Raw genomic sequence first — 15,299 nt, forward strand, 5'->3', positions numbered from 1 at the left:
GAGGAAAGAGCTAAATGTCTTTTGTTTTGTTCAAAAAGTCGGTGAATTTATTTTAAACACATAGAAAAATAGCTTAACATAATGTTTAAAAAAAGGCATTTCACTTTTAATAAAACACATAGAATAAGGCATTCCTAAAGCTTCAAATACAGACTAAAATATTTTTTTTCTTATTCTATGTCCTTTCGACGAAGGGGAAATCACAATAGAAAAACTTGAAATAAATGACCTTATATTTCGTAATAACCTTACATTCCCCAAGGGGTGAAACCTCGGGCTATGTTTAAAATGTGATATGATTTGATATTTTGTTAGATATTTTTCTTACGATATTCTAAAGGCGAAATTCCCGTGGCATTTTTAAAGAATCTACCAAAAGTGGATTGATTCTGGAAGTTTAATGTATCACTGATTTGGTTGATTGTGATATCTTTGTTTTGAAGTAATACTTTGGCTTCGAGAATTACAATATCTTCGATCCAGTTGCTGGCTGTTTTACCGCTGTTATTTTTGATTACTTCTGATAAATATTTACGAGTTACATTCAGAGTATCGGCATAATACTGAACTGATCTTTGGCTTAAAAAATCTTTGGAAAGGATATCCTTAAATTTTTCAAACAATGGATTCTGTGAATTCTCATTAATAATTGTTTGCTTTATAAAATCAAGTTCGTAAATCAAAATATACAGATATCCTCTTAAAATAGAGGGCTGATGGTCTGAATTAGTATCAAGGGATTGTTTTAGCAATGAAAATATTTGTTCGAACTTTTCTTCGTTGTTTTTCTCTAAATTAAAAACATGCATGTCGCTATTTTCAAAAAACTCATATTGCGAAAGAAAAAAAACATTGGCCTGATTGTGAAGAAAAAATTGTGATTTGAAGAAAATAATATCAATTAGAATTTCATCGCTGTCTTTTGTAAAACTTCTAATTACTGACGGTCCTAATGTGATTATTGCCGGCGCATGAATTACGACTTTCTTCAATTTGGTTTGCATAACAATACTGCCTTTTCTTAGAAATTCTATGGCATAACTTTCTGCGCGGTAAGGTTCGCTGATATAAGGATGATCTTTGGCCTGAATATAAAAGTACTCTTTCGTATTATCAACATCGGCAAACAAACTCTTATGATGTGCGAGTGAATATGTTGTAATTTTATTCTTCAATTGTTTTTGGTTTAATGGCAATTCAAATATACTTAACCGTTTTGCGCATAACAAATAATGGCACCAAATAGCGCCATTATTTTGTTCTTAGAAAAGAACATATGTTGAAATTGAAACTTATTTTTTATCAATTTTATAAAGTCTTCCACCATCCGTAACAGCATATAATGCGCCGTCATTTCCTTGCGTGACATCTCTAAAACGTTGATTTTCGGATGCAAGAAGTCTTTCTTCACCAATTACTTTATTGTCTTTTATGGCAAGACGAATGATATGCATTCCGCTTAAAGCGCCTATGAAAAGATTATTTTGCCATTCCGGAACACGATTTCCGGTATAAAATGTCATTCCGCTTGGCGAAACTACAGGATCCCAATAATAAACGGGCTGTTCTAAACCATCTTGCTGCTGAATTCCCGCTCCTACTTTTTCTCCGCTATATTCAATTCCGTAAGTAATTGTTGGCCATCCGTAATTCGAACCTGCTTTTAGGCGATTTATTTCATCACCTCCACGTGGTCCGTGTTCTGCTAACCAAATTTCATTAGTAACAGGATTAAGCGCCAAACCTTGCGGATTTCTGTGTCCAATAGTATATAATTCCGGTAAAGCTCCCGTTCCTGTAAAAGTTGGATTTCCGGTTGCGGGTTGACCTTCTTTTGTGATTCTGACTACTTTTCCTAAACCTGAAGTCACAGATTGTGCTAATGGACGTGTTTCTAAAACAGAACGCTCTCCGGTACTTACAACTAAGAAACCAGCTTTATCAAAAAGAATTCTTCCGCCATAATGAAGCGTACTTGCGTTCGCTGGTTTTGCTCTGTAAATAACGGCTGCTCCTTCAATAGTTTTTTCGTCTGCTGAAAGTTTTCCTTTCGCTACAGCGGTATTATTTCCGCCATTTGTAGCTTCGGCAAAAACCCAGTAAATCATTCTGTTTGTCGTAAAATCAGGATCAATAGCCAAACCTAATAAACCACCTTGACTAGCAGGATTAACAGCAGGAATACCTGTAATTGGAGCACTCAAAACGCCGGCTGTTGTAGCAATACGCATGGTTCCTGTTTTTTCCGTAATCAATAATCGGCCATCAGGAAGCGTTTTTATTCCCCACGGACTTGTTAATGTTGTAGCAATAACAACTCCTTCATAGGGTGTATTGGTCTGGATACCACTGATTCTTGTTTGCCCTTCGAATGCCGGTTTATATGTTGTATTGGCAGCACCACCTTCGACAGGATTGGTAATTGTGCCGGGATCTACATTCGTTTCTTTATCATTTGAGCAGCTTAATAAGGTAATTAGCACAATAGAAACAATAGCAATCTGGTTAATATTTCTCATAGTTTTGGGATTTTAATGATTAAAAAAAGTTGTAAATGGTATTGCTTTAATTTTTAACCAAGTAAAAATCTTAAATTAAAAATAAAAACAGTTATATAATTTATAGGAAAATTTACATAATTAATTAAAAGGTTTTTTATTTTAAACGTAGAGAACACAAAGATTTTCACAGAGAAATAAAACCTTTGTCAACTCTGTCTGCTCTTTCTTTGTGTTCTCTGCGGTAAAAAGACTTTGCCATTAAAATTTTTAAGCTCTTGCCGTTATTTAAAATATTTTCATACATTTGCAATCATCAGATGATATGACAACTAAATTATGACTTTAATCAATAAAAAATCTCTCGCAGAAGAAGTTGCTTCAAAATTACAGGAGCAAATAGCTCTGGGTCACTATAAGATCAATGAGAAGCTACCAATTGAAGCGGAGTTGATGAAAAGTTTTGGTGTTGGAAGATCCTCTATAAGAGAGGCAATGAAGCTATTGGCTAATTCCGGGTTACTTCGTATTCAGCAAGGTGTTGGTACATTTGTTCAGGAAGTTACCAATACACGTGAGCCAATGGACCAACGTTTTAAACGTGCAAGTCTGGAGGATTTAGATGAAGTAAGACAATTGCTTGAATTGAAAATTGCTGAAAAAGCAGCACTTAACAGAACAGAAGATGATATAATTGCTATGAAACAACATTTGGCTGATCGTATGAAAGCGGCCAATGAAGGTTTAATAGAAGAATGTGTTGAAGCTGACATACAATTTCATATTGCTATTGCAGAAGCATCAAAAAATGAGATCCTTGCCGATTTATACAAATCCGTTTCTAAACATCTAAAAAAGGAATTTCTTACTCTTTATCCGGACACTATAGTATTTCAGGAAACATATGCTATACACGAACAGCTTCTAAAAAGCATTATTGCAAAAGATCAAAAAAAGACATGGAATATTGTCGCAAAAATCACAGGACATATTAATTACTAATTTTTTACCCAAATTCATCAGATGATCTGATTTTAAATTTATGACAACAAATACCACTTCCAATTCAAAACAGTTAGTCCAAAAGACAGTGTTTTCTATTTTATTCACCATTAGTTTTACTCATTTAATTAATGATATGCTACAGGCCGTCGTTCCTGCGGTATATCCAATTATAAAAGACAAATTTCATCTTACCTTTACTGAGATAGGATTGATTACGCTGACTTATCAACTTACAGCATCTATCCTGCAGCCTTTTGTTGGATTTTATACCGATAGAAAGCCACGTCCTTATTCTTTGGCCGTTTCAATGGTTTTTACAATGCTTGGCCTGGCCGCTGTTGCTTACGCTTCCAGTTTTGTCAATATATTACTTGCTGTTAGTTTAATAGGAATTGGATCTTCTATTTTTCATCCTGAAGCTTCGAGGGTTGCGCATATGGCATCTGGAGGAAAAAGAGGTTTAGCCCAATCGATTTTTCAATTAGGTGGAAATGCAGGAAGTGCCATAGGACCTTTGCTTGCGGCAATAATTGTGGTGCCTTACGGACAATCTAATATTATCTGGTTTTGTATTGCTGCTGTGCTGGGAATTATAATTCTTTCAGGAATCGCAAAATGGTATCAGGAACATTTAAACCTTAAAGCTTTAAACAAATCAGCTTCTGTTGAAGAGGTTCATCATTCGCTTTCTAAACAAAAAGTAATATTATCATTGGCTATTTTGATGGTGCTTATTTTTTCTAAGTATTTTTATATGGCCAGCATGACGAGTTATTATACTTTTTATCTTATCGATAAGTTTCATGTGTCTGTACAGGAATCTCAGGTTTATCTTTTTACCTTTATGGGGGCTGTAGCTGCAGGAACATTATTTGGCGGACCATTAGGAGACCGTTTTGGAAGAAAATATATCATTTGGATCTCGATACTTGGTGTTGCTCCTTTTACTCTACTATTGCCTTATGTTTCTCTTTTCTGGACCGGAATTTTATCTGTAATCATTGGTTTAATCATCTCATCGGCTTTTTCTGCAATTTTGGTTTATGCAACTGAGCTTGTTCCGGGAAAAGTAGGTTTAATAGCGGGGCTTTTCTTTGGATTTGCTTTTGGTATGGGTGGATTAGGTTCTGCAATTTTAGGAAAATTAGCTGATGCTACAAGTATTGAATACGTTTTTAAAGTATGTGCTTTTCTACCATTGATTGGAGTTTTGACAACCTTTCTTCCCAATATTGAGGGAAAGAAAAAAACTCAAAAAAGTTAAGTACTCAATATTAAATTGTTTTTACTAATTCGAATTATTATAAAAAAAAGCGCTGAATGTACTGGTTCAGCGCTTTTTGCTTGTAATAAAACAAGCTCATCTATTTTTAAAATTAAGGAATTAAAACAGCGCGTCCTTTAATTTTTCCCTGACGTAATTTATCGTATACTTCAAGTGCCTGATCCAGATTGTATTTTTCAATTTCGATGTGAATTTTCTTTTGAATCGCCAGACCTATTACTTCCATTAATTCTGTTCTGGATCCCCAATACGGATTTGTCATGCTTACGCCAAAAGGCAATCCATTCATATTGTATTCAAATTTTCCTCCGCCTAACCCTACAATGGTTAAGTCTCCATCTAAGCCGATAATTTTTGTTCCTAAATCTATTGTCGAAGTTGCTCCCACAAAATCAAGTACAACTTTGGCTTTTTTTATTCCGGTGATTTTTTTGATTTGTTCGGCAGCATTTTTATCCGTAGAATTTATCGCATGAGCTGCGCCAAGTGATTTGGCAAATTCAAGTCTTTCTGGTGTTATATCGCACGCAATAATGGTTGATCCGCACATTTCGGATAAAATTTGAAGTGCCACATGTCCAAGTCCACCAACTCCAATAACCACCACATATTCATCCGGCATTAATTTATGCAACGAACGTTTTATGGCGGAATAAGGTGTTAGGGCAGCATCTGTAAGTGGAGCTGCAATTACAGGATCTAAATCGTGAATAGGTACCAATAAACGAGAAGAAGGTACAAGCATATAATCAGCCATTCCGCCATTTAATCCTAATCCTCCGCCATAAGCTTGTTCAGATTGGTGATCACAATAATTTTCGTTCGAATGTTGACAGGGTTTGCAATGTCCGCAACCCCAGGGACCGTAAACTAAAACGGCATCTCCTTTTTTAAAACCTTTTACATCCTGTCCCACTTCTTCTACCCAACCTGCATTTTCATGTCCTAAAGTAAATGTCGTTCCTACAACTGTTCCTTCATCAATAATGTGCAAATCTGAATGACATACTCCTGCTCCACCAATTTTTAATAAAACTTCATCGCCTGAAGGTTTAGGTTTTTCTAAATCATTTATAATCCTAACATCTTTGTGTCCATAATATCGTACTGCTTTCATAAGAATATATTTATAGTTTGATATTATAAATTTACTAAAACCCCGTGTAGGACAAAAGTTAATATACCCTAAATAAAGCTTATGATACGTTAAAAAAACAGGCTGAAATAGCTTTAATTTTAACGCACACGTTAATTGCGGTTCTGTTTTTAATGCTTATGTCGAAAGTTATTTTTGATTCCCTTTTCATCTATTTCCGCATACTTTCCTTAATTCTTTCCCTATGTTGCTCGCCCCATGCGCTAAGTTCACGGATCACACTTTTTAAACTTTGACTGTAGTCCGTAGCTTGATAAATGATGCTTACCGGAGTTGTAGGATACACATTTCGTTTGATAAATTCGTTCAATTCTAAATCCTTGAGTTCGTTGGCTAAAACTTTTGGCGAAATTCCTGTGACTTCTTTCTGAATCTCATTAAAACGTTTGGGTGATTGTATAAGGCTAAGAATTAAAGCTATCTTCCATTTGCCGTTTAAAACATAGAGCGCATCGAGTATGTTCTTAAGCGATCCGGTGCATTCGTCCTTTGTAGGAAGTATTTCATATTCAAATATTTTCATGCTGCAAAGATAGGCACTTTCCTAAAAGTAACCGCTTTCCTTTGGGTAAGTACTCACTTTTGCATAGTTGGTAATTGTAGCTTTGCTTCATACAAAAATCTAACATTAATAATTTTCGTTATGAAACACATTCTTCATTTAATTTCAAGCATACAAGGCAATGAATCCTACAGCATTAAATTGGGTAAAGCTATAATTGAAAAAATTCAGGATAAATATCCGAACAGTACGGTTGAAGAATTGAATCTGACCGATGTCAAAATTCCACATCTTGATCCTGACGTTCTTCGCACTTTTTTTATTCCGGAAGATCAGCTGACACAACAAGACAAAGAATCTATTGGTTTTTCTAATCAGGTTGTAAATCAATTATTGGCTGCAGATATTATCGTTATCGGCGCACCTCTTTATAACTTTACTATACCTTCATCATTAAAAGCCTGGATTGATCATATCACCAGAGCAGGAATAACTTTTGGGTATGGAGAAAATGGCCCAATTGGAAAAGTAACAGGCAAAAAAGTTTACGTAGCAATGAGCTCCGGTGGTATATTTTCTGAAGGTACCGGCAAAGCCAATGACTTTGTAGTTCCTTATCTAAAAGCATTTCTGGGGTTTCTGGGCATGACAGATCTTACGGCATTTCGTGCTGAAGGGCTTAAAGTACCGGAAGTAAAAGAGAATGCAATGAAAAAAGCAATTGAAAGTATAGAGATTGACTAACCAATAGTTGGTTTAGTAAGAATTGAAAATGCATTTAGTTTTTTAATTCCTGCCTCAATCAGTCTTTTGCAAATTTAAGTCAGCACTTTATTGTATGCAGGGCAATTGCAGCACATTAGCATTTAAGGGCTGCTCAATTTTTCGTTCCAGTTTTTCTGTATTCACTGTAATGTAAACCTCCATAGAACCTGTGCCAACTTTTAAGGCAAGAATGTGTCCGCCATATGCACTAAATTTATCATCGGTTGCCACGCCATGAATGTGTAATGAAGGTTTGTCTCCATTCCAGGCGATAGAACCCGTGAGGCTTCCCATTTCGACTTTATTATAGGTTTTTGGATTAAATTTCTTGAGATTAAAATCATAAAAACCAAAAGTAACCTCTTGTGCAAAGCCAATTCCTGTAAAGTTTCCGGAAGGAATTTTTTCTTCCCGAACGAGCTTTTCAATCGATTCGATAACATTATCTGACTCCCGTAAAACCATTAAATAACCTGCAGCAGTTTTAACATAACGGCATTTTGAAGCGCCCTCTTTTTGTTGAGCCTGTGCAGCAGTAACTCCAAAACAAAGCAAGAGTGAAGCAATAATGTTTTTTGTTTGAAAATTCATTGGATTGATTTTTAGAATAAATATACCGATTGAAAAATAAATCAATTCAGCGTGTTTGTTAATGGATTCGATTTTAGGAATTGTAAATAAGCAGCATAAAGGTAACGATTTCATTTTGCTTTTTTTCTTCCATAAAATGATTCTTATGATTTATTTAATATTTTTTTTTTAAAACCAAAGAAGCGCTAAATCTACTGATCCAGCGCTTCTTTTTTATATCAAAAAGATACTCATTTTTATTACCAGCCTTTTACAGCACCGCCTTTAAATTCTTTCAGAGCGGCCTGCTCAACTTCTGCAGATTGAAAAGCCTGTAAAAACTGTTTTACTTTTTCTTCGTTTTTATTGTCTTCACGACTTACTACCAAGTTTACATAAGGAGAGTCTTTATCCTCAACAAACAAAGCATCACGCGAAGGAATAAGTCCTGCCTGAGAAGCAAAAGTATTGTTGATAATCGCAATTGTTACGTTCTCATCATCCAGAGCTCTTGGCAATTGAGGTGCTTCCAGTTCTAATATTTTAAGTTTTTTAGGATTACTTACAATATCCGTTACTTTAGGCAATAAGCCAATTCCTGCTTTAAGCTTCAACAATCCGTTTTTCTCTAAAAGCAATAAAGAACGTCCACCGTTTGTTGGATCATTTGGAATAATAATTGTGCTTTCGTCCTTTAATTCCGAAAGGTTTTTGATTTTTTTAGAATACGCTGCAATCGGATAAATAAATGTTTTACCAATGATTGCTAATTTATAACCGCGTTGTTTCGATTGTTCATCAAGATATGGTTTGTGCTGAAAAGCATTTACATCAATATCTCCCTGACTCAAAGCTTCATTTGGAATCACATAATCATTAAAAGAAATTAACTCTACTTCTAATCCGTATTTTTCTTTTGCTACTTTTTTAGCCGCTTCTGCCACTTTATATTCCGGTCCCGTTGCAACTCCTACTTTAATATGATGTGGATCATTATTTTTACTTTTTCCGCAATTTGCTACTACAAATGCTAATGCTATAATTCCGGCTGTTTTTAAAAATTTATTTTTAGTAATCATCTCGTATTTTTTAATTTTTAATTCTTAATTTATGTGTAATATGTGTTTTTTACCGCAAAGGTTTTACCGCAGAGAACACAAAGGTTTTTCGCAAAGTTCACTAAGATTGAAGTTTGTAAACACAATTTAAGTTCACAAAAGCTTTGTAGTTAAATCTCAAAATATACACAAAGCTTTGCGAACTTTGTGTTTTTATAAAACCGCTTAATTAAAAAACTTCGCGCACTTTGCGGTAAAATGTCAAAGTATTCACAAAGCATAAAAAAAACTTCACGCTCGTTGCGGTAAAATCGCAAAGTATTATCTATGGTCAAATCGCTTTGATAAAAAGTCACCCGCAAATTGAATAATAAATACCAAAAGTACCAATAATGCCAAAACCGAATTCATCGTTACGGCATCATAACCAATATATCCGTATTGATACCCAACTTGTCCCAATCCGCCTGCACCAACTGCTCCACCCATTGCAGAATAACCTACAAGTGTGATTAACGTGATCGATGCGGCATTTATTAATGATGGCAAAGCTTCCGGAAGCAATACTTTATATACAATTTGTAATGGTGTTGCACCCAAAGCTCTTGCGGCTTCGATTAATCCTGAAGGCAAACCAAGAAGACTATTCTCAACAAGTCGTGCTATAAATGGCGCCGCGCCAATACTTAACGGAACCAAAGCGGCACTCACACCAATAGAAGTTCCTACCAAAGCACGCGTAAACGGAATCATCCAGACAATTAGTATAATGAACGGAATAGAACGAAAAATGTTTACTAAAATCGATAAAGTTCTGTTTAAAATTGGTTGCTCCAGAATTTGATTTTTTCGGGTAAGAAAAAGCAATACACCTGTTGGAAGTCCTAATACAAAACCAAAAAAGCCAGACACAAATGTCATCACGATGGTTTCCCAGGTTCCTTTTAATAATAAGTCAATAATAGAATCAGACATAACCTATAATTTCTGTTTTAATATGTTTAGAAATAAAATATTCAATTGCAGCTTCGTAATTTTCACGTTTACCTGATAATTCAATCAGCATTACGCCAAAATTTACATCTCCGGCCTGATCCATTTGTGCGCTGACAATTTTAAAGTTGGTATCAAATAATCTCGAAACTTCAGAAATAACAGGTTCATTTACTGATTTCCCAGTCATTTCTAATCTCAATAACGGACTCAAACCTTCGCCATCTACCTTTTGTAATCTTTCCTGATATACTCTCGGAATGTCAAGATGTAAGGAAGAAGCAATAAATTCCTTGGTTAATTCATGTTTAGGATCAGCAAAAATTTCGCCTACACTTCCTTGTTCTATCAGTTTTCCGTGGCTGATTACAGCAACTTCATCACAAATTGATTTAACAACTTCCATCTGATGGGTAATCAATAAAATCGTAATGTTTAAACGACGATTAATATCTTTCAATAAATTCAAAATCGATCTTGTCGTTGCCGGATCCAATGCGCTTGTCGCTTCATCGCACAAAAGTACTTTTGGATTATTTGCTAAAGTTCTCGCAATAGCAACCCTTTGTTTTTGACCTCCTGAAAGGCTTGCAGGATAATCATTGGCTTTTTCGGCTAAACCTACCAATTCCAATAATTCTAAAACACGAGTCTGGATCTCTCCTTTTGATGCACCAGCCAATTCTAATGGAAAAGCTACATTCTCGAAAACCGTTCTCGAGGAAAGTAAATTAAAATGCTGAAAAATCATTCCGATTTGTCTTCTTTCAATCGCCAGTTGTGCATTCGTTAATTGCATTAACCACTTTCCGTCTACGATAATTTCTCCAAAAGTTGGTCTTTCCAACAAATTTACACATCGAATTAAGGTACTTTTTCCAGCTCCCGAAGTTCCAATTACGCCAAAGATTTTCCCTGGAGGAACTTTAAGAGAAACATCTGATAAAGCCGAAACAATTCGGTTTTTCTGATGAAAATTCTTCGTTACATTTTTTAATTCAATCATTTTTATAATTCAAGTTAAACCTGCTAAATCCACAGACATAAATACTTAACGCTTCTGAAATTCTAAAATTAAAAATCAAAAAGCCTTTCAATTGATTATGAAAGGCTTCAGGAATAAATAATTTTACTATTATATATAAGCCAGTTCATACCATCGCATAGTATCACAACACATCGTGTTGCAGTTGTAATGAATTGTATACTGGTTATTGTTTTTCATTGCTGCGGCAAATTTAAAGAGATAATTTGAATTTTAATACAAAACCTGAAACTTTTTTTATCCTATCAATTTAATAGACTTGTTTCAGGGTTGGGTGTTTTTATGACACACGGATTTATGCGGATTTAAACAGATTTGCGCGGATTTCTTTTTTTGCTTTACAACGGATTAAAATCCGTTGCTACAAAATAAATCATTCCTCCGATTTTTAAAGAACGTTCCGGAGGAACAAAAACATATTGTAGGGAAGGATTTTAATCCATCATAGGTAATCAAAACCGTCAATCAGAATCACTAATTTTTGACGAGCTTCTCGCGGAGATTTCTCTTTGCGTCGAAAAACAAAAATGAGGCTAAAACTAAGTAAAATTCATAAAAAAATCCGTGCAAATCCGTGTTTTCGCGATAGCGAATCCGTGTCATCCGTGGGCCATAAATTCAACAACCTTATTTCTCTGCATCCAATAATATCGCCAATTGAATACAAGGCAAATCAGATCGATTGCTCCACGCATGATTGGTTCCTCTTTGCACGACAATATCTCCGGCTTGCAATAAAGTTTCGCCTTCATCAACAATAAGCCAGATTTCACCGGAAAGAATTACGATATAATCTAAAGTTTCAGTTTGATGCATCAACGGATGTGGCTGACCTTTGGGCGTCACAATTCCAAGATCCTTATCGGGTGGTATTTGAACATACCTGAAATAACTTCCTTTTTTGGGTGTATGTGGGAAAGCAGTATTTTCGATCACTTTTTCTTCTTCTAATTTTACAGGCATAGAATCTGTCGACCAGATATCTGATATAATTAATCCAGGAAAATGTTCTGAAACATTTGATACAATTGCATCTTTTTCAATTATTGATTTTCCGTTTTTTATTCCCGTAATGATCCTTCTCGGAATTGGTTTCATAATTGGTTTATTTGCATGATTAATTTCTTTCCGTTCGTTTTATTTTCGCGGAGTATTGTGTGTGCTTTTAATACTGTCGAAACTTCTAAATCCCCCATTATTTCTATACTTGGTGGCATAATAGATTTATTTTCGAGTAAACTTCTCAATTGGTCAAGACCTGCTTTATAATAATCGTATCGTTTCTCCAACCCATATGCATAATTGGATATGTTGAGAATCGTTGCACCTTTACTAAAAAGGGTTTCGCGTGAATCAGGGGTAGAAAAATTAGTAACATCAACATACGTTCCGTTTGTTTTTAGAAGTTTTGCAGCTGTAACTGCCATCTCATTCCCTACTAAATCAACGACAAAATCAAAGTTTTCGCCATTATTTAATGCTAAAGCCGTTTCGTAAACTTTATCCTTTTTATAATTTATAATCTGATTTTGTTTTATGCCAAGATCTAATAATGATACGATACTCTTTTCGTTTCCTGCCGTCACAATAAAATTATTATACCCGTTTGCAAGAAGCAATTTCAAGAGCATATTCCCTACTCCGCCAGCAGCTCCTGTTATAAAAATAGAATCATCTTTATTGACTTTCATTCTCTTTATAATTTGTAATGCTGTCAATCCCACAGAAGGTAATGCGGCTCCTTCTTCTAAAGAAATATTCTTGGGCAAATGCATCAGGATCGCTGCGGGAACACAAATATATTTGGCATATGTACCGTTTGATCCCATACTTCCGGACCCACAAAAAACAGCATCTCCTATTTTAAAATCAGTAATTTTTTTGCCAATCGCAGATACAATACCGGAAAATTCCCTGCCTAATATAGTTGAATGCAATAACTTGCGTTCCATCGCATTTTCGGTCATTTGGTAATCTATCGGGTTAAAACCTGCCGCCACTATTTTTACCTGAACCTGATCGTGTATTGGTTCCGGTGTATCAACTTCTTCCAGTTTAAAATCCCCATTCTGATGTAAAATGATTGCTTTCATTTTTATATTTTTTATGGTACAAAATTATCATACAAATACTTTATTTTTGCTATTGGTTAACCCGAGGTTACCAGTTACCAATGAGAAACTACTATGGCAAAAATTAATGATAACGGAATACTACGTGAAGCAAATTGTTCAGAAGAACTTATGGCAATGCGTGATAGTCTGGACATATTAGGAGGGAAATGGAAATTGATGATCCTGCGTTTTTTAACAAACCGAACACATCAGGTAATTAACTTCAAAAAAATGCAACGGGAAATCGAAGGAATTTCTGCCAAGATGCTCAGTAAAGAGCTAAAAGAGCTGGAAATTAATTTGCTTGTTTCCAGAACACAACAACAAACAAAACCTATTACGGTCGTTTATGCTATTACAGAATACGGAAAATCTGTTCTTCCGGTAACTAAAACTTTGGTAAACTGGGGATTAAGCCATCGCGAAAAGATTATTGAAACGATTAATAAATAGTAATAAATCTTCAGAAAGAATCGGTACTGGGAATTGAATTTATTCTTCAAATTATAACTTATAATAATCTACAGTACAACATTCTAATCTCCTTTTTTTTTTCAGGTATATACAAACAAAAACCAAGAATCTTGTCATTTCCCTGCCTTTTTCTTATTATTTAAAATCTTAAAAATTGATTAAAATTCGAGTTTATTCCTTAAATAAATTGATTTACTAATATTAATTTTTACATTTGTGTTATTTTTAATTATTCTAAATAGATTGAAGGTCTTATTTGAATTTTACAATACAAAGAAATATCCTTAAACCAATTTAAACAATAAATATCTCCATATGAAAAAGAATATTTTTATCTCTTTTGCATTAGCCGCTACTTTATTTGTTAGTGCCCAACAAAAAAATAGCTTATTAGAACAATCTTTTTGGAAAAATGCACCTGATACAAACACAGTTAAAGCTGAAATTGCAAAAGGAAACAATCCTGCTGAAGCAAATGCAAATGCTTTTGACCCTACAGTTCTTGCTATTAACAATGATGCACCTTTAGCGACTATTAAATTTTTATTGGACCAACCCGGAAACGAAGTAGGTAAAATGACGCATGATAATCGTATTTATTTGCATTGGGCGGCTTACAGAGGAAATACTGAACTGGTAGAATATCTGATTGCAAAAGGTTCTGATATTAATCTGGAAGACAGCCACGGCACTACTCCAATTGTATTTGCTGCATCTAACGGACAAACTAATACAGCTTTGTACGATGCTTTTTTTAAGGCAGGAATAAGCCCTAAGAAAAAATATAAAAGTGGAGAAAACTTATTGCTTTTAGCTATTGCAGCAGACAAAAACCTAACACTTACTGATTATTTTATCACTAAAGGAATGTCTTTGAAAGATGTTGATAGTGATGGAAATACTGCATTTAACTATGCTGCAAGATCCGGAAATATTCCATTTCTGAAAAAGCTTTTAGAAAAAGGAGTTAAATATACTGACAATGCACTTATTATTGCTTCTCAGGGTAGCCGCAGAGAAACGAATACACTTGAAACATATAAATATTTAGTAGAAGAAGTAAAAATCAAACCTACTGTAACTACTAAAGATGGAGAAAATGTACTTCACTTTCTAGCTGCAAAACCTAATCAAACTGAAATTATCAACTATTTTTTATCTAAAGGTGTAGATGCCAATAAAACTGATAAGGAAGGAAATACTCCCCTGATGGTAGCGGCCAGAGCAAAAGATACTGCTGTTTTGGAACTACTATTACCAAAAGTAAAAAACATCAATACACAAAACCTAAAAGGAGAATCGGCTTTGACAGTTGCGGTTAAATCAGGAACTCCTGAAGCAGTTGCAACCTTGCTAAACAAAGGTGCTGACGTAAATGTAAAAGACAAAGACGGAAACAATTTAGGCGTTTATTTGGTACAATCCTACAGACCAACGGGACGTGGTGAAGCTAACGCTGCTAAAGATCCGTTTGATGCTAAAGTAAAATTACTTCAGGACAAAGGATTAAACCTTAGTACGCCGCAAAAAGACGGAAGCACATTATACCACTTTGCTGCAGCCAAGAATGATTTGAACCTGGTAAAGAAATTATCCTCTTTAAATATTGATGTGAATGCTAAAAACAAAGATGGTATAACAGCTTTGCATAAAGCAGCAATGGTTGCCAAAGATGATACTATCATGAAATATTTAGTATCAATTGGGGCTAAAAAAGACGTTACTACTGAATTCGACGAAAGTGCTTATGCTTTGGCCAAAGAAAATGAGTCCCTAACTAAAAACAACGTATCTGTTGAGTTTTTAAAATAGAATAAAAAATTATGAATTATGG

At 34.7% G+C, this 15,299-nt stretch carries 15 protein-coding genes; 5 read left to right on the forward strand and 10 right to left on the reverse strand.

Annotated elements, in window-relative coordinates; translation table 11 throughout:
- Nucleotides 1-311 precede the first annotated feature (311 nt).
- Nucleotides 312-1,175: a helix-turn-helix domain-containing protein gene (locus ACQKCJ_RS05950; RefSeq protein ID WP_271334202.1), complete on the reverse strand. Its 864-nt coding sequence runs from the start codon at nt 1,173-1,175 to the stop codon at nt 312-314.
- A 117-nt stretch (nt 1,176-1,292) separates the two neighbouring features.
- Nucleotides 1,293-2,519, reverse strand: a complete 1,227-nt coding sequence (locus ACQKCJ_RS05955) for a PQQ-dependent sugar dehydrogenase (RefSeq protein ID WP_271334201.1) — start codon at nt 2,517-2,519, stop codon at nt 1,293-1,295.
- A 318-nt stretch (nt 2,520-2,837) separates the two neighbouring features.
- Between ACQKCJ_RS05955 and ACQKCJ_RS05960 the strand changes: the two genes are divergently transcribed.
- Together ACQKCJ_RS05960 and ACQKCJ_RS05965 are read left to right on the forward strand one after the other, a co-directional pair.
- A complete protein-coding gene (locus ACQKCJ_RS05960; protein ID WP_271334200.1) occupies nt 2,838-3,500 on the forward strand; it encodes a FadR/GntR family transcriptional regulator in 663 nt (220 codons plus the stop codon).
- A 40-nt stretch (nt 3,501-3,540) separates the two neighbouring features.
- Complete coding sequence (locus ACQKCJ_RS05965; protein WP_271334199.1) at nt 3,541-4,767, forward strand: MFS transporter; 1,227 nt, start codon at nt 3,541-3,543, stop codon at nt 4,765-4,767.
- Between the two features lie 112 nt (nt 4,768-4,879).
- Here the strand turns inward: ACQKCJ_RS05965 and ACQKCJ_RS05970 are convergent, their stop codons facing one another.
- Together ACQKCJ_RS05970 and ACQKCJ_RS05975 are read right to left on the reverse strand one after the other, a co-directional pair.
- Complete coding sequence (locus ACQKCJ_RS05970) at nt 4,880-5,905, reverse strand: NAD(P)-dependent alcohol dehydrogenase (protein ID WP_271334198.1); 1,026 nt, start codon at nt 5,903-5,905, stop codon at nt 4,880-4,882.
- A gap of 190 nt (nt 5,906-6,095) precedes the next feature.
- Nucleotides 6,096-6,467, reverse strand: coding sequence for a winged helix-turn-helix transcriptional regulator (locus ACQKCJ_RS05975; RefSeq protein WP_427401593.1), 372 nt, complete (start codon nt 6,465-6,467; stop codon nt 6,096-6,098).
- A 120-nt stretch (nt 6,468-6,587) separates the two neighbouring features.
- On the opposite strand from ACQKCJ_RS05975, the gene ACQKCJ_RS05980 reads away from it, so the two are divergent.
- Nucleotides 6,588-7,190, forward strand: a complete 603-nt coding sequence (locus ACQKCJ_RS05980) for an FMN-dependent NADH-azoreductase (protein ID WP_427401594.1) — start codon at nt 6,588-6,590, stop codon at nt 7,188-7,190.
- Between the two features lie 87 nt (nt 7,191-7,277).
- Here the strand turns inward: ACQKCJ_RS05980 and ACQKCJ_RS05985 are convergent, their stop codons facing one another.
- The 6 genes from ACQKCJ_RS05985 to ACQKCJ_RS06010 form a co-directional block, all read right to left on the reverse strand.
- Nucleotides 7,278-7,802: a PPC domain-containing DNA-binding protein gene (locus ACQKCJ_RS05985; RefSeq protein WP_271334195.1), complete on the reverse strand. Its 525-nt coding sequence runs from the start codon at nt 7,800-7,802 to the stop codon at nt 7,278-7,280.
- Between the two features lie 239 nt (nt 7,803-8,041).
- Nucleotides 8,042-8,860 (reverse strand): methionine ABC transporter substrate-binding lipoprotein MetQ, encoded by an 819-nt coding sequence (gene metQ, locus ACQKCJ_RS05990; protein ID WP_271334194.1) that lies wholly within the window; start codon nt 8,858-8,860, stop codon nt 8,042-8,044.
- A gap of 300 nt (nt 8,861-9,160) precedes the next feature.
- Complete coding sequence (gene metI, locus ACQKCJ_RS05995; RefSeq protein WP_271334193.1) at nt 9,161-9,814, reverse strand: methionine ABC transporter permease MetI; 654 nt, start codon at nt 9,812-9,814, stop codon at nt 9,161-9,163.
- Nucleotides 9,807-10,838 (reverse strand): methionine ABC transporter ATP-binding protein MetN, encoded by a 1,032-nt coding sequence (gene metN, locus ACQKCJ_RS06000; RefSeq protein ID WP_271334192.1) that lies wholly within the window; start codon nt 10,836-10,838, stop codon nt 9,807-9,809. The genes metI and metN overlap by 8 nt, the downstream gene beginning before the upstream one ends.
- Before the next feature lie 666 nt (nt 10,839-11,504).
- Nucleotides 11,505-11,975 carry a cupin domain-containing protein gene (locus ACQKCJ_RS06005; RefSeq protein ID WP_271334191.1) on the reverse strand — a complete coding sequence of 157 codons (471 nt, stop codon included), beginning with the start codon at nt 11,973-11,975 and terminating at the stop codon, nt 11,505-11,507.
- Nucleotides 11,972-12,970 (reverse strand): NADP-dependent oxidoreductase, encoded by a 999-nt coding sequence (locus ACQKCJ_RS06010; RefSeq protein WP_271334190.1) that lies wholly within the window; start codon nt 12,968-12,970, stop codon nt 11,972-11,974. Before ACQKCJ_RS06010 ends, ACQKCJ_RS06005 begins: the two co-directional genes overlap by 4 nt.
- 93 nt (nt 12,971-13,063) lie before the next feature.
- Here ACQKCJ_RS06010 and ACQKCJ_RS06015 point away from each other — a divergent pair, with 93 nt between their 5' ends.
- A complete protein-coding gene (locus tag ACQKCJ_RS06015; RefSeq protein ID WP_427401595.1) occupies nt 13,064-13,444 on the forward strand; it encodes a winged helix-turn-helix transcriptional regulator in 381 nt (126 codons plus the stop codon).
- A 336-nt stretch (nt 13,445-13,780) separates the two neighbouring features.
- Entirely contained in the window at nt 13,781-15,277 is a 1,497-nt protein-coding gene (locus tag ACQKCJ_RS06020; protein ID WP_427401596.1) for an ankyrin repeat domain-containing protein, read from the forward strand.
- Nucleotides 15,278-15,299 lie beyond the last annotated feature (22 nt).

The sequence above is a fragment of the Flavobacterium sp. NPDC079362 genome, assembly GCF_050267765.1.
GTDB lineage: Bacteria > Bacteroidota > Bacteroidia > Flavobacteriales > Flavobacteriaceae > Flavobacterium > Flavobacterium azizsancarii.

Coding starts and splice junctions, on each gene's coding strand:
- metI (WP_271334193.1), bottom strand. CDS start 9,814: ATGTCTGATTCTATTATTGACTTATTATTAAAAGGAACCTGGGAAACC.
- ACQKCJ_RS05960 (WP_271334200.1), top strand. CDS start 2,838: ATGACTTTAATCAATAAAAAATCTCTCGCAGAAGAAGTTGCTTCAAAA.
- ACQKCJ_RS05965 (WP_271334199.1), top strand. CDS start 3,541: ATGACAACAAATACCACTTCCAATTCAAAACAGTTAGTCCAAAAGACA.
- ACQKCJ_RS05980 (WP_427401594.1), top strand. CDS start 6,588: ATGAAACACATTCTTCATTTAATTTCAAGCATACAAGGCAATGAATCC.
- ACQKCJ_RS06020 (WP_427401596.1), top strand. CDS start 13,781: ATGAAAAAGAATATTTTTATCTCTTTTGCATTAGCCGCTACTTTATTT.
- ACQKCJ_RS05955 (WP_271334201.1), bottom strand. CDS start 2,519: ATGAGAAATATTAACCAGATTGCTATTGTTTCTATTGTGCTAATTACC.
- metQ (WP_271334194.1), bottom strand. CDS start 8,860: ATGATTACTAAAAATAAATTTTTAAAAACAGCCGGAATTATAGCATTA.
- ACQKCJ_RS06010 (WP_271334190.1), bottom strand. CDS start 12,970: ATGAAAGCAATCATTTTACATCAGAATGGGGATTTTAAACTGGAAGAA.
- ACQKCJ_RS05975 (WP_427401593.1), bottom strand. CDS start 6,467: ATGAAAATATTTGAATATGAAATACTTCCTACAAAGGACGAATGCACC.
- ACQKCJ_RS06015 (WP_427401595.1), top strand. CDS start 13,064: ATGGCAAAAATTAATGATAACGGAATACTACGTGAAGCAAATTGTTCA.
- ACQKCJ_RS06005 (WP_271334191.1), bottom strand. CDS start 11,975: ATGAAACCAATTCCGAGAAGGATCATTACGGGAATAAAAAACGGAAAA.
- ACQKCJ_RS05970 (WP_271334198.1), bottom strand. CDS start 5,905: ATGAAAGCAGTACGATATTATGGACACAAAGATGTTAGGATTATAAAT.
- ACQKCJ_RS05985 (WP_271334195.1), bottom strand. CDS start 7,802: ATGAATTTTCAAACAAAAAACATTATTGCTTCACTCTTGCTTTGTTTT.
- metN (WP_271334192.1), bottom strand. CDS start 10,838: ATGATTGAATTAAAAAATGTAACGAAGAATTTTCATCAGAAAAACCGA.